The sequence below is a fragment of the Parageobacillus caldoxylosilyticus NBRC 107762 genome, from assembly GCF_000632715.1.
Classification (GTDB): domain Bacteria; phylum Bacillota; class Bacilli; order Bacillales; family Anoxybacillaceae; genus Saccharococcus; species Saccharococcus caldoxylosilyticus.
Genome location: NZ_BAWO01000004.1, coordinates 35588 through 50366, shown reverse-complemented (window position 1 = coordinate 50366; position 14779 = coordinate 35588). Strand labels below are relative to the sequence as shown.

Below are 14779 nucleotides of genomic sequence, written 5' to 3'. Positions count from 1 at the left end.
TTTTTGTTGCGTTAATGCGGCAGGAAGGCAAGCTGATAGAAGAAGAGAACAGCAAAAATATATACGAGCGGATGCACTTCGCGCCATTTGCCGCGCGTGATTTTTAATAGCGGGTACGAAATAAACCCTAATGCAATTCCCGTAGCGATGCTCGATGTCAGCGGCATGCTTAAAATGATGAGAAACGCCGGGAATGCCTCATCGAGCTGATCCCATTGAATCCGGGCGATGCTTCCCATCATTAAGCTGCCGACGATAATAAGCGCCGGCGCGGTAATCGCCGCGATGCCGGATACGGCGCCAACAAGCGGCCCGAAAAAGGCGGATAGCACGAATAAGATGGCGACCGTTAGCGCTGTAATACCCGTACGCCCTCCGGCGGCGACGCCGGAAGAAGATTCGATATACGCCGATGTCGGGCTTGTGCCGAACATGGCGCCGATCGTCGTCGCAATCGAGTCGGAAAGCAGCGCCTCGCGGGCGCGCGGCATTGTTTTTCCTTTCATGAGCCCGGCTTGCTGGGCAACGCCGATCATCGTTCCTGTCGTATCAAAAATTGTCACCAGCAAAAAGGAAAACACAACGGCATATAATCCGTAATGGATGACATCGCCGATGGCAGTAAGCGGATTGGCGACAACAAGCCCTTCCGGTAGCGATGGCACGGAAACGAAGCCTTTGTCAAATTTCAATTGTCCGGTGAAATAAGCAATCACTCCAGTGATGACCATTCCCAAAAAGAGCGCGCCGTTGACGCCAAGCGACATCAGCACGAGCGTCACTGCCAAGCCGATGAGCGTCAACACCGCCGATGGCGAGTGCAAATCGCCTAACGCGACTAAGTTTTGCGGATGGGCTTGAATAATGCCGGTTAAACGAAGGCCGATAAAGGCGATAAACAAGCCGATTCCTGCGGTAATGCCGTGCTTCAAATTTTCCGGAATCGCTTCAATCAGCTTGCTGCGAAACGGCGTCAGCGACAAAATGACAAAAAGGATTCCGGCAACGAACACCGCAGAAAACGCCACTTCATAAGAAATATTGCCGTGCGAACCGACAACCGAATAAGCGAAATAGGCGTTTAATCCCATTCCCGGAGCGATGGCGATCGGATAGTTGGCAAACAGCGCCATCCATAGCGTGCCGATGACAGTGGCGATAATCGTGGCGGTAAACACTTGCGCAAACGGAACGCCGGCATCCGACAATACGACCGGGTTGACAACGATGATGTATACCATGGTTAAAAATGTTGTAAATCCGGCAATGATTTCTGTTTTTAAATTCGTGTTATGTTTCGTTAAATCAAACATCGTTTACCTCCAAAATACGAACATTTTTAAATACGTATATAATAATATTCGTTTTTTAAAAAATCCGCAATAAAAAAAGCAAGGAACCATGAAAAAGTTCCTTGCCTGCATGCTTATTGCTCGTCGCTCAATCGTTTTCCGCCGACAGCGTAATGATTTTTCGTCATTTCTTCAATGAAAACGACGATTTTGTCTTTCGAAGCGCCCGTTGTTTCTGCAACCGCTTCTGTCACTTTTTCGACAAGTGCCTTTTTTTGTTCTTCTGTGCGTCCGGCAAGCATTTTAATGGTTACGTAAGGCATCGGTGCTCCTCCTTTGTTCATCTCTTGTCGTGTTGATTATATCATGAAAAAAGGGACTTCAGTCCACTTTTTCCGGTAAATCATGTATACTAATAATAAGTTTAATATGTGGAAAAAGGAGTTAAACAGAGTGGAACATTTCTTGCCGTATTCGTTAAGCCAAATTCCATATGTATTGATGGCGCTGGTGATCGCTTTTTCGGTGCATGAATTTGCCCACGCGTATGTCGCTTATAAGTTCGGCGATCCGACTGCTAAAAATGAGGGCAGACTGACGCTGTCGCCGCTTGCCCATTTGGATTTGCTTGGCACGTTGCTTATTTTTCTTGCCGGTTTCGGCTGGGCAAAGCCCGTTCCGGTCAACCGCTTTCACTTTAAACATCCGCGTCTCGCTGGGATCCTTGTATCGGTTGCCGGACCGCTAAGCAATTTATTGCTTGCCGCGCTTGGATTTATTGTCTGGTATAGCATGATTTATTTCGGAGTCATGCGGGCGCTTCCCGATTGGTTCGCTGCGGGGTTTGACCTTTTTTTCCAAATTTTTATCAGTTTAAATGTCGTGTTGTTTATTTTTAACTTGCTTCCGTTTCCGCCCCTTGATGGATATCGGATTATCGAAGATTTAGCCCCGCAAGGTGTTCGTGCGAAAATGACGCAATGGGAAAGCTATGGGGCGCTTTTGTTTCTCATTTTGGTGCTGACTCCGCTTGACAGTTATACAATCGAGCCGATTTTTCAAGTAGCGGTTCCGTTTGTCTTGGAAAATTTGCAATCATTTTTTGCCACATTGTTCGTGTGACATGAAGGAGGGGTGTTCGATGGAAAAAAAGAAGAAAAATATTGGGTTTAACATTATTAAAGATGATCCGACCGACGGCCACCGTGGTTTTGGCGCCGGAGCGCTAAGTTTGGAGAACGTTTCCCCTGTCATTATTGATGTCGAAGCGGGCGAGGCGTTTGTCGACATGGGCGCGATGCATGCCCGCAGCGCGGTGGAGCGGGGCATTAAGTTTTTGCCAAACCGCGACGAAGTGCCAAATGGCAAGCCTTATTGGATCGTTTGGGTCACGATTGAACGGAGAGAAGACGGGCCGTATTATGCCGGTGTGACCGCCTGTGAAATGACGGTCGACCGAGAGGCGCGTCGCGGCTACAAACTGCTGCCGGAGCATGTAAATCGTTTAGATAAATCACTAAAGCGCCATATTATCGTTGATCATATGGATGAGAAATCAAAACGGGTGCTTGCGGACTTTTTGAAACAACACGATATCGAAATGTGGAATCGTTCGAGTGAGGAGTTGAAAAAAGGACTGGAAGGCGGAAAATGACAGCGGCAGATGCCCGCGGCTTTCATGAATTTCCATATATGTGACGTTTTTGTGAACGTCATATGGCGGGTACTTGTAGTTTAGCAGGAAAAAGGGTAAACTAAACCTACATGTATAACACAATAAAACTAGGACAAGAAGACCCCTCAAGCGAAAGCGCTTGAGGGGTCTTCCTTTAAAACCAAGGGAACAGTTTTTGGAACCAATTTTTCTTTTCCTCTTTTTTCTTTGATTTCTTTTGATGTGGTAAATGATCCGTGCAGTAGTCGGTCGGTTCGGTACCAGCAATATAATAAGTAAGACGCTTTACCGGACATGATTTTGTCGCAAGTTTGCCGTTATCCGGGTCGACATAAACACCAACAACCCCTTTGGTTGGCTTAAACTTTTTCTTTGGTTTTCCTTGTAAACTTTTTTCCATAAATCGAACCCAAATTTGTTTTGCATATTGTTTCTCCACCATTTTATCAATCGTTTCCCCACGGTCGTAACCGGTCCATACCCCTGTAACTAGTTGTGGCGCAAATCCAATCATCCAGCTATCCGTTTCTGTTGTTCCCGATTTGCCCGCGTACGGACGTGTAATCTGTTTGCGAATCGATTGGCCGGTAACGGTCGTATAATCGTTTAGTTTTGGGTCAAACATGCCCGTCATCAGCTGAGTGGTGACATAAGCGGCGTCCGGATCGAGCACTTGTTTGCTTGATGGTTTATATTCGTAAATCGTTTCTCCTTCATGATTGACGATTTTTTTAATAAAAACCGGTTCCACTCTTTTGCCGTTATTGGCAAACGCGCTGTAGGCTCTCACCATATCGATCACTTTCACCGGCGATGTTCCGAGCGCCAACGACGGAACCTCTTTTAATTTGCTTGTAATACCTAGTTTTTTCGCCGTTTTCACAAGTTTGTCTTCACCGATAAATAAATGCGTTTTTACGGCAAATACGTTATCCGATAAGGCTATCGCCTGTGCGAGCGTAATCGTGTCATTCGCATAGTAATCATTATAGTTATGCGGGGTATATTTGGACTTGCCGTTATCAAACGTAAATGTCGTCAGCTCGCTGCGCATTTGCGTAGATGGCGTGAACCCTTGCTCAATCGCTGCATAGTAGAGAAACGGCTTGAAGGTGGAGCCTGGCTGCCGTTCCGCCTGTACAGCTCGGTTAAATGGGCTTTTTTCATAGTCCCTGCCGCCGACAAGCGCTTTTACTTCTCCCGTGCGCGGGTCCATCGCGACAAGCGCGGCTTGAATTTGGGAGTTCGGGTCAATGACCGCGTTTATTTCCTGTTCTGCGATTTTCTGCATATGTGGATCGAGCGATGTATACACGCGCAGGCCGCCGAGTTCAATCGTCCGTTCATCCAGCCCTAATTGGTTGCGCAGCACATGTTTGACAACGTCTTGAAAATAAGGAGCGATATTTTTTTGTTTTATTTCGTGATGGGCCGTATAAATAAGTTTTTCTTGATACGCTCGCTCCGCTTCTTTTTTGCTGATGTATCCGGCTTGTTCCATCGATAAAAGTACCGTTTTTTGCCGCGCTTTGGCCCTCTTTTCATTAATCAACGGAGAGTAGTAGTACGGACCTTTCGGGATGCCGGCTAACATCGCTGCTTCGCTTAATGTAAGGTCTTTTGCATGTTTGCCGAAATAATAGCGGGCCGCTGCCTCGATCCCGTAAGCGCCGTGACCGTAGTAAATCGTGTTTAAATAGCCTTCGAGAATTTGCTTTTTGCTATAATTGGCTTCGAGGCGGATCGTGTACAGCGCCTCTTGCAATTTTCTTGTCCATGTCTTATCGTGAGTTAAAAATAAATTGCGCGCGTATTGCTGGGTGATGGTGCTCGCTCCTTGCACTTTCGCCATTGCTTTTATATCCGCGGCGACGGCGCCGATAATCCGCTTGATATCAAAGCCGTGATGTTCGTAAAATTTGCGGTCTTCTACGGCAATCGTCGCTTGTATGACGTAAGGGGATATATCGTCAAGCTTGACCCAGTAGCGCGTTTGTCCGTTATCGCTTTCGCCGATTTTTGTGCCGTCATCCGCATAAAAAATCGTTGTTTGCGGCACCGCCAGCGGAGGAGCGCCTTGCAGTTTAGCAAATAAAATAAAGCCACCAATCGTGACGGCGGATAAGATTGCTAGGATGAAACTGATAAAGGCGAACGCCCGAATATATTTCCACGTCCCGCGGAACCGGCTGCTTGGGATGATTTCCAACTTTCATCACCTCATAACTTGATAAAAACCGTGTTTGTATTAGTATGAAAAATTTTTTTCTATTTTAAACGTTTTTTCTATCAAGTACCTCTTGCATTTTTGCTAGATTGCTCTATACTTTTTCATGTTTAGTTTTTCTTCGCGAGGGAAAGATGAAAAATAGCGTATACGAAAGTGGAAACGAGCAGAGAAAGGATGTTACCGATGGAACTATGGTTTACCGAAAAACAAACGGAGCATTTCGGCATTACAGCGAGAATTAAACGCACTTTACATACAGAACAAACCCCATTCCAAAAGCTGGACATGGTTGAAACAGAACAGTTTGGCAACATGCTTATTTTAGATGGAATGGTGATGACAACGCAAAAAGACGAATTTGTCTACCATGAAATGGTCGCGCACGTTCCGCTGTTTACCCATCCAAATCCGGAAAATGTGCTTGTGGTCGGCGGAGGCGATGGCGGTGTCATCCGCGAAGTGCTGAAACATCCAAGCGTCAAAAAAGCGACGCTTGTGGAAATTGACGGCAAAGTCATTGAATGCTCGAAAAAATATTTGCCGGAGATTGCTGGCAAGCTTGACGACCCGCGCGTCGAAGTCAAAGTAGACGACGGTTTTATGCATATCGCGAAAAGTGAAAATGAATATGACGTCATTATGGTGGATTCGACAGAGCCGGTCGGCCCGGCGGTGAATTTATTTACGAAAGGGTTTTACGCCGGCATCGCCAAAGCGTTGAAAGAAGACGGCATTTTTGTCGCCCAGACGGATAACCCTTGGTTTAAGGCGGATTTAATCCGAAAAGTATACCGCGACGTGCGCGAAATTTTCCCGATTACGCGTCTGTATACAGCAAACATCCCGACGTATCCAAGTGGGCTTTGGACGTTTACGATCGGTTCGAAAAAATACGATCCGCTGGCGGTAAGTGATGATCGTTTCCATGATATCGAGACGAAATATTACACGAAAGAGCTGCATAAAGCCTGCTTTGTATTGCCGAAATTTGTCGCTGATTTATTGAAATGAGGGGGATGGCATCATGAGATTCGATGAGGCGTATTCGGGCAATGTGTTTATCGGAAGCCACCCGAATTTTGAGGAAAGCGAAGCGGTGATTTACGGGATGCCGATGGACTGGACGGTAAGTTACCGCCCTGGTTCCCGCTTCGGCCCGGCCCGCATTCGCGAAGTGTCCATTGGGCTGGAGGAATACAGCCCGTATTTAGACCGCGAACTTCGAGAAGTCAAATATTTTGACGCCGGCGATATTCCGCTTCCATTTGGAAACGCGCAGCGCAGCTTGGATATCATCGAAGATTTTGTCGATAAAATTTTGGCCGCAGATAAATTTCCGCTTGGCATCGGCGGTGAGCATCTCGTTTCCTGGCCGGTCATTAAAGCGGTATATAAAAAATATCCGGATTTAGCGGTGATTCATATGGACGCCCATACCGACTTGCGGGAGCATTACGAGGGCGAGCCTCTGTCCCACGCGACGCCGATTCGCAAAGTGGCGGATTTAATCGGACCGACAAACGTCTTTTCGTTCGGCATTCGTTCCGGTATGAAGGAAGAGTTCGAATGGGCGAAAGAAAACGGCATGTACATCGCGAAATTCGAAGTGCTCGAGCCGCTTCGGGAAGTGCTGCCGAAGCTGGCCGGGCGTCCGGTGTACGTGACCATTGACATCGACGTGTTGGACCCTGCCCACGCTCCGGGCACGGGAACAGTCGACGCCGGCGGCATTACATCGAAAGAACTATTGGCAGCCATCCATGAAATCGCGAAATCGGATGTTCGCGTCGTTGGCGCTGATTTAGTGGAAGTAGCGCCGGTTTATGACCATTCCGAACAAACGGCTAACACCGCAAGCAAACTGATTCGCGAAATGATTCTCGGCTGGGTGCCAAAACGCCGCTGATGGCAAATCCCGACTCCATTTTTACTGGAGTCGGGATTTCAATGTGCTGCAAAATGTAAAACAATCGCAAATATGTTTCGTTACAAGCGCCGTCTCGCTGAAGATGGTGCTTTTTTATGCATGAAGCCGCTGCATACATTCTTCCCCTCTTGAATGAAAGGAAATAATTCCTTTATACTTAATAAAGTTATTACTGTTTTTTATCAAGGGCGTGTTCTCGATGGAGAAACAAAACGGAATCCCGATGCAGCTGAAACAAGTGACCGATATTCGCGATGGGTTGCGCAAGGAAACGGTTGTGTTAGAAGCAACAGGTCTTTACTACATAAAAGGAAACGCCATGTATTTGCAATTTAAGGAGCAGCATGAGCTCGGCAGCATTAAGACGATCGTTAAAATAACGAACGAGGAAGTGGTCGTCATGCGTTCCGGAGCGGTGCATATGCGTCATGCGTTCCGCAAAACGGAAGAAACGACCGGCCATTACCGCACTTCGTTTGGGCAATGGACGATGAAAACAAAAACGGATCATATCGAGTTTCATTATGATGACAGGCGGAAAAAAGGGCGGTTGTTTGTATCGTATCAGCTGCAGATGCAAAATGAACAAACAGGCCGCCATGCGATGACGATTATGTTTAAGGGGGTATAGATAATGAACATTGTCGAACAGATGAAGGAACGGATTAAAGAAGAAATTAAGCGCGCCGTCATTAGCGCCGGACTTGCGAAAACAGAAGAAATGCCGGATGTGATTTTAGAAGTGCCGAGAGAAAAAGCGCACGGCGACTATTCGACGAATATGGCGATGCAGCTGGCCCGCATTGCGAAAAAACCGCCGCGGGCGATTGCGGAAGAAATCGTGCAGCACTTTGACCGGACAAAAGCGTCCATTGCCAAAATCGACATTGCCGGCCCGGGGTTTATTAACTTTTATATGGACAACCGCTATTTAACGGAGCTGATTCCAACGATCATCCAAGCGGGAAAAGCTTACGGGGAGACGAATGTCGGAAATGGGCAAAAAGTGCAAGTCGAGTTTGTTTCCGCCAACCCAACCGGCGATTTGCATTTAGGCCATGCCCGCGGCGCCGCGGTCGGCGATTCGCTATGCAATATTTTAGAAAAAGCCGGATTTGATGTGACGCGCGAATATTATATTAATGATGCCGGCAATCAAATTTACAACCTGGCCAAATCAGTCGAAGCCCGTTACTTCCAGGCGCTCGGCATCGAGAAAGCCATGCCGGAAGACGGTTATTACGGCGAAGATATTGTCGAAATCGGCAAAAAGTTGGCCGAGGAGCACGGCGACAAATTTGTCCATACCGATGAGCAAGAGCGGCTCGCCTTTTTCCGTGAGTACGGACTCAACTATGAATTAGAAAAGATTAAAAAAGATTTGGCCGATTTCCGCGTCTCGTTCGATGTTTGGTATTCGGAAACATCTTTATATACAAGCGGAAAAATTGACGAAGCGTTGGCGGTGCTGCGCGAACGCGGCTATATTTACGAAAAAGACGGGGCGACATGGTTCCGCTCGACGGCGTTTGGCGATGACAAAGACCGCGTGTTAATCAAAAAAGACGGCACGTATACGTATTTGCTGCCGGACATCGCCTATCATCAGGATAAGCTGCGCCGCGGATTTGCGAAAATCATTAACATTTGGGGCGCGGACCATCACGGCTATATTCCGCGGATGAAAGCGGCGATTGCGGCGCTCGGCTATGACCCGGACGTGTTGGAAGTGGAAATCATTCAATTAGTTAACTTGTATCAAAACGGCGAACGGGTCAAAATGAGCAAGCGCACCGGCAAAGCGGTGACGATGCGCGAATTAATGGAAGAGGTCGGCTTGGATGCAGTCCGCTACTTCTTTGCGATGCGCTCGAGCGACACGCATTTGGATTTTGATATGGACCTTGCCGTCTCGCAGTCGAATGAAAACCCGGTGTACTATGTGCAATACGCACATGCCCGCGTCTCAAGCATTCTCCGCCAAGGCGAGGAGCAAAACTTGTCTTATGAAGGAGATTTGCAGCTCGATTATATCGAAACGGAAAAAGAAATCGAGCTGTTGAAAAAGCTTGGCGAGTTCCCAAGTGTGGTGGCGGAAGCGGCTGTGAAGCGGATGCCGCACCGCGTGACCGGCTATGTGTTTGAGCTGGCGTCGGCACTGCACAGCTTTTACAATGCGGAAAAAGTGTTAGATCCGGAAAACATGGAAAAAAGCCGGGCGCGTTTAGCGCTCATGAAAGCCGTGCAAATTACGCTGCAAAACGCGCTGGCGCTCATCGGTGTATCGGCGCCGGAAAAAATGTAAGAAATAACAGCTTGAGGCGGATTTTCCAGCCATTCTGTTTAGGAAATATCAAAAAAGAGGAAAGACGTTTTACAATAAATGCTCGAACGAGGGGGAGTTCCCCCCTCTTTTTATGGGCATAGTAATGAAAAAAATACATGGAGGAAATGGAAATGAAAGAAGTGACTTTATCGTTGTTGACTGGGATGGTGGTCGGCTTTTTATTTACGCTGTTCCGTTTGCCGATTCCTGCCCCGCCAGCTTTAGCCGGCATTGCCGGGATCGTCGGGGTATACTTAGGGATGAAAGTATTCGAATGGATTAGTTACTTTTGGAAATGAAGCCATGTTAAGGGAGGATTCCCTAACATGGCTTTTATAGCCAAGCAGAAAGAAGAGTCGATATCGACTCTTTGCCGCGTTCCCATAACGTGCGTTTTTTCCAAAAATCAAGCGTCATCTGCTCGGAACGGGCTAAATCGCGTTCGATCGCTTTCTTTACTTCGCGGATAAAACCGCGGTCAAAAATGTAACAATTAATCTCGCTGTTAAAAAATAAGCTTCTTTTGTCAAAATTGGCGGTGCCGATATCGCACCATTGCTCATCGATCACGATCGTTTTCGCATGATAAAAGCCTTGATAAAAGCGATAAATGCGCGCTCCGGCTTTTAACAGGCGGTAAAAATAAGGATAGGCAGCCTCTTTTACAAATAGGTGATCCGCTTTTAATGGGACAAGAACGGTCACGTTGACGCCGCGCCGAAGTGCATCGAGCAGCGCGTTCATTACGGAACGGCTAGGAATAAAATAGGGGCTGCCGATGATAATTTCTTTTTTGGCTTGATCGATGACATCAATGAGTTGCTGCTCGAGCGCATGGCCATCCTTGGCAAATAATTGATGAGCGATTGCACCTGCTTGAAGAGAAGGAAAATATTCAGATTTGTCGAGTGCTGTATTGGTCGCTTCTTCCCAGTCGCGCAAAAACTGCGTTTGCAAATCATGAACCCCTTCGCCGGTAATTTTTAAATGGTAGTCACGCCATTCCCCGAAATTTGGATCTTTTCCAACATATTCTCTGCCGATATTAAAGCCGCCGATGTACCCGATTTTTCCGTCGATCACGGTAATTTTTCGATGATTACGCCGATTTAACCAATAGAAGAAAAACGGAAAGCGCGGTTTATATGTGTAGGCAAATTCGATGCCGCTTGCTTTTAATGAGCGAATCAGCGATTTCGGCAATCCGAAGCTTCCGACCCAATCGACGAGAATGCGAATCTGAACCCCTTCCTTTGCTTTTTGTTTTAGCAATTGAAAAAACGGCTGGCTCGTCTCATCATTCTTAATGATGTAAAACAAAATGTGGATATGGTGTTTGGCCTGGCGAATCTCCGCAAAATAATCGGAAAAAAGATGCGTTCCGTTGATGAAAAAAGAAATGTCGCTTTGCCGCCGCGGATATACAATTTTTTTGTTTTTGTTTTGGAAAACGATCCTTCCGAGCTTGTCATCAAGATATATTAGCGCTAATATAATAACAATAACGAAAAATACAAGCATTTCTTCCCCTCCTGATCACATCGTTAATTATTAATGTACCCGGATACGCAAAAAATAGCAGGACAACATGTAAAAACATTATTGACTGAATGCTCATTCATTGTGTAAAATAGACGCGAGGACTTAATTCTGAAAATTTATTTTGTTGTCAATATTTTTGATTGTCATTCCATCGATTTAAAGGGGGAAGGGGAGAGAGGCATGAATCCACTATTGGTGATCAACTTTCTTGCGTTTTTGTTTGTAACCGCTTACGCTGTCTACTTGTTTGCCTATGTGGTGAAAACGCGGGCGATATACATTAAGCTCGGCAAAAAAGTGGAATTTGATGAAAAAGTAAAAGAGCGTCTGCAAAAAATCTGGGTCAATGTTTTTGGCCAGAAAAAGCTGCTGAAAGACAAAAAAAGCGGCATCATTCACGTTGTCTTTTTCTACGGATTTATCCTTGTCCAATTCGGAGCGATTGACTTTATCATCAAAGGTCTCGTTCCTGGGGCGCATCTGCCGCTAGGGCCGCTTTATCCAGGCTTTACATTTTTCCAGGAAATTGTCACCTTGCTTATTTTGATTGCCGTATTTGCTGCGTTTTACCGTCGTTATATTGAAAAGCTGGTTCGTTTAAAACGGGATTTTAAAGCTGGTTTAGTGCTCATTTTTATCGGCGGGCTAATGCTTTCTGTTTTGTTTGGCAACGGAATGGCCATGATTTGGCACGGTGAGGAAGCCTCATGGAGCGAACCGGTCGCATCGTTCATCGCCAGCGCGTTCCATTGGGTTGGAGAAACCGGCGCTGCTGTCTTGTTCTTTATCGCCTGGTGGATCCATTTGTTGATTTTGCTTACTTTCTTAGTATACGTACCGCAGTCGAAGCACGCTCATTTGATTGCTGCGCCGATTAACGTGTTTTTCAGCCGTCTGTCGCGGCCGAAATTATCGAAAATCAACTTTGAAGATGAAACGCAGGAATCGTTTGGCGTCGGGAAAATTGAAGATTTTACGCAAAAGCAGCTCATCGATTTATATGCCTGTGTGGAGTGCGGACGATGCACGAGCATGTGTCCGGCTACTGGAACCGGGAAAATGCTGTCGCCAATGGATTTAATTTTAAAACTGCGCGACCACCTGACCGAAAAAGGGGCGGCTGTTACGTCCCGCGCTCCATGGGTGCCGACGTTTGCCTTTAAAAACACGAGAGGCAACCAATTAGCGGTTGCCGCGCAAGGCGTGCAGGAACAAGCGGCGGCGCTGGAGATGCCAAGCCTGATCGGCGACGTCATTACGGAAGAGGAAATTTGGGCCTGTACGACATGCCGCAACTGTGAAGACCAATGTCCGGTCATGAATGAGCACGTCGACAAAATTATCGACTTGCGCCGCTATCTTGTGCTGACGGAAGGAAGAATGAACCCGGATGCCCAGCGGGCGATGACCAACATTGAGCGCCAAGGAAATCCATGGGGATTGAACCGAAAAGAGAAAGAAAACTGGCGCGAGCTTCGCGATGATGTGCATGTTCCGACAGTCAAAGAAACGAAAAAAGCCGGCGAAGAGTTCGAGTATTTGTTCTGGGTCGGCTCGATGGGCTCGTTTGACAACCGCAGCCAAAAAATCGCCTTGGCATTTGCGAAATTGTTAAATGAAGCAGGCGTGAAGTTTGCGATTTTAGGAAATAAAGAGAAAAACTCGGGCGATACGCCGCGCCGCTTAGGAAACGAGTTTTTATTTCAGGAACTCGCAGCCAACAATATCGCGGAATTTGAAAAAGCGGGTGTGAAAAAGATTGTGACGATCGACCCGCACGCGTACAACACGTTTAAAAACGAATATCCGGATTTCGGCTTTGAAGCGGAAGTATACCATCATACCGAGCTGCTTGCGAAGCTGATTGACGAAGGCCGATTAGTGCCGAAATATGAAGTAAAAGAACGAGTGACGTTCCACGATTCGTGTTATTTAGGACGCTACAACGACGTGTATGACGCACCTCGCAAAATTTTGCAGGCAATTCCGGGCGTCGAGCTCGTCGAAATGGAGCGCAACCGCGAACGCGGTATGTGTTGCGGTGCCGGCGGCGGCTTAATGTGGATGGAAGAAACGACCGGCAACCGCATCAACGTAGCCCGCACCGAGCAGGCGCTTGCCGTCAACCCAACGGTCATCAGCTCCGGCTGTCCGTACTGCTTGACGATGCTCACGGACGGCACAAAAGCAAAGGAAGTCGAGGACAAAGTCTTCACTTACGATGTGGCAGAATTGCTGGCGAAATCGGTCTTTGGCGAAGAGAAAGAAGCTGTCTTATGAACCTCTTCCACCTACACTCCGTTTGGAGGTGGGAGATTTCTCGGTAAGCATGTTAAAAAAAATTGAATATATAATTCCTATTTTTTAAAATAATTAGTATAATAGATAAAGAGGGTGTGCGTTCGTGTACACCTTCTCTTTACCATCATTATCGAGCGAGCGTTCAGTCTGTATTGTTGTAATCGCTTTCTTTATCGTAGGAAGATCACAAAGGGGGAGAGGTTTTATGAGAAAAACGGTGATTGTAAGCGGTGTACGGACACCGTTTGGCAAATTTGGCGGCGCCTTGCAGCCGCTGACGGCTGCTGAACTTGGCGGCATCGCGGTGAAAGAAGCGCTGGCGCGCGCCAACATTAGCGGAGAACAAGTCGATCAAGTCATTTTAGGGACCGTCCTGCAAGGCGGACAAGGGCAGCTTCCATCCCGCCAAGCGATGCGCCATGCCGGTATTCCGTGGGAAGTGCGCACGGAAACGATTAATAAAGTATGCGCTTCCGGCATGCGGGCAGTAACGCTTGGCGACCAAATCATCCGCCTTGGCGAAGCGGAAGTAGTTGTTGCCGGCGGTATGGAATCGATGAGCAACGCTCCGTATATATTGCCGAAAGCGCGTTGGGGACTGCGGATGGGCGACGGTGCCGTCAAAGATTTAATGGTGTATGACGGACTGACATGTAGTTTCACCGGGGTGCATATGGGCGTTTACGGCGGTGAAACAGCGAAAGAATTAGGCATTTCCCGCGAGGAACAAGACAAATGGGCGTATCGCAGCCATCAGCGGGCAATCGCCGCGATGGAAGCGGGATTATTAGCCGAAGAAATCGTACCGGTCGCAGTGCCGCAGCGAAAAGGCGAACCGATACTTGTCGCGCACGATGAATCGCCAAGAAAAGATACGTCACTTGAAAAGCTGGCCAAACTTCCGCCAGTTTTTGACCCGCAAGGAACGGTGACAGCCGGAAACGCTCCAGGCGTCAATGACGGAGCCGCCGCGCTTGTCCTGATGAGCGAAGAGCGCGCCGCCCGCGAAGGAATTCAACCGCTTGCGACAATTTTGGCGCATACGGCGATTGCCGTGGAGGCAAAAGATTTTCCGAAAACGCCGGGGCTTGTCATTAACGAATTGTTGCGCAAAACGGGGAAAACAGTCGCTGACATTGATTTATTTGAAATTAATGAAGCGTTTGCCGCCGTAGCGCTTGCGAGCATCCAAATCGCGGGCATTGATCCGGAAAAAGTCAATGTCAATGGCGGAGCGGTCGCTTTAGGCCATCCAATCGGCGCCAGCGGCGCGCGCATTATCATTACCCTGATCCACGAATTGAAACGCCGCGGCGGCGGCATCGGCATTGCCGCAATTTGCAGCGGCGGCGGCCAAGGCGACGCCATCATGGTACAAGTATAGAAAAGCGGAGGCGGCGCGATTAGCCTTCGAAGCCAAATGTTCTTCACCCGCAGGGGTGCTTGTCACCCCGAAGGCGAAGGTTATTTGACCCTGAGCGGTTGC

Annotated in this window: 13 protein-coding genes; 9 read left to right on the top strand and 4 right to left on the bottom strand. The window is 47.7% G+C overall.

Features of this window, described 5'->3' with window-relative positions:
- Positions 1–11 precede the first annotated feature (11 nt).
- Positions 12–1313, bottom strand: a complete 1302-nt coding sequence (locus GCA01S_RS01930; RefSeq protein WP_042406850.1) for an NCS2 family permease — start codon at positions 1311–1313, stop codon at positions 12–14.
- A 113-nt stretch (positions 1314–1426) separates the two neighbouring features.
- On the bottom strand, positions 1427–1615 hold the full coding sequence (locus tag GCA01S_RS01925) for a 2-hydroxymuconate tautomerase (RefSeq protein ID WP_017436921.1): 189 nt from the start codon (positions 1613–1615) through the stop codon (positions 1427–1429).
- Positions 1616–1745: 130 nt separating this feature from the next.
- On the opposite strand from GCA01S_RS01925, the gene GCA01S_RS01920 reads away from it, so the two are divergent.
- Positions 1746–2414 carry a site-2 protease family protein gene (locus GCA01S_RS01920; RefSeq protein WP_042406848.1) on the top strand — a complete coding sequence of 223 codons (669 nt, stop codon included), beginning with the start codon at positions 1746–1748 and terminating at the stop codon, positions 2412–2414.
- A 19-nt stretch (positions 2415–2433) separates the two neighbouring features.
- Positions 2434–2946, top strand: coding sequence for a YwhD family protein (locus GCA01S_RS01915; protein ID WP_042406846.1), 513 nt, complete (start codon positions 2434–2436; stop codon positions 2944–2946).
- 175 nt (positions 2947–3121) lie between these two features.
- On the opposite strand, the gene GCA01S_RS01910 is transcribed toward GCA01S_RS01915, so the two are convergent.
- Positions 3122–5176: a transglycosylase domain-containing protein gene (locus GCA01S_RS01910; protein ID WP_042406843.1), complete on the bottom strand. Its 2055-nt coding sequence runs from the start codon at positions 5174–5176 to the stop codon at positions 3122–3124.
- A 204-nt stretch (positions 5177–5380) separates the two neighbouring features.
- On the opposite strand from GCA01S_RS01910, the gene speE reads away from it, so the two are divergent.
- From speE to GCA01S_RS01885, 5 genes are all read left to right on the top strand, one after another.
- Positions 5381–6208, top strand: a complete 828-nt coding sequence (speE, locus tag GCA01S_RS01905; RefSeq protein WP_042406840.1) for a polyamine aminopropyltransferase — start codon at positions 5381–5383, stop codon at positions 6206–6208.
- A gap of 13 nt (positions 6209–6221) precedes the next feature.
- A complete protein-coding gene (speB, locus tag GCA01S_RS01900; protein ID WP_042406836.1) occupies positions 6222–7103 on the top strand; it encodes an agmatinase in 882 nt (293 codons plus the stop codon).
- A gap of 220 nt (positions 7104–7323) precedes the next feature.
- Positions 7324–7755, top strand: a complete 432-nt coding sequence (locus tag GCA01S_RS01895; protein WP_042406833.1) for a YwiB family protein — start codon at positions 7324–7326, stop codon at positions 7753–7755.
- A 3-nt stretch (positions 7756–7758) separates the two neighbouring features.
- Entirely contained in the window at positions 7759–9429 is a 1671-nt protein-coding gene (gene argS / locus GCA01S_RS01890; RefSeq protein ID WP_042406830.1) for an arginine--tRNA ligase, read from the top strand.
- Positions 9430–9581: 152 nt separating this feature from the next.
- Positions 9582–9749, top strand: coding sequence for a XapX domain-containing protein (locus tag GCA01S_RS01885; RefSeq protein ID WP_042406827.1), 168 nt, complete (start codon positions 9582–9584; stop codon positions 9747–9749).
- Positions 9750–9783: 34 nt separating this feature from the next.
- Here the strand turns inward: GCA01S_RS01885 and cls are convergent, their stop codons facing one another.
- Positions 9784–10971, bottom strand: a complete 1188-nt coding sequence (cls, locus tag GCA01S_RS01880; protein ID WP_042406825.1) for a cardiolipin synthase — start codon at positions 10969–10971, stop codon at positions 9784–9786.
- A gap of 201 nt (positions 10972–11172) precedes the next feature.
- Here cls and GCA01S_RS01875 point away from each other — a divergent pair, with 201 nt between their 5' ends.
- Together GCA01S_RS01875 and GCA01S_RS01870 are read left to right on the top strand one after the other, a co-directional pair.
- Positions 11173–13272, top strand: coding sequence for a heterodisulfide reductase-related iron-sulfur binding cluster (locus tag GCA01S_RS01875; RefSeq protein WP_017436911.1), 2100 nt, complete (start codon positions 11173–11175; stop codon positions 13270–13272).
- 226 nt (positions 13273–13498) lie between these two features.
- Complete coding sequence (locus tag GCA01S_RS01870; protein WP_042406823.1) at positions 13499–14677, top strand: acetyl-CoA C-acetyltransferase; 1179 nt, start codon at positions 13499–13501, stop codon at positions 14675–14677.
- Positions 14678–14779 lie beyond the last annotated feature (102 nt).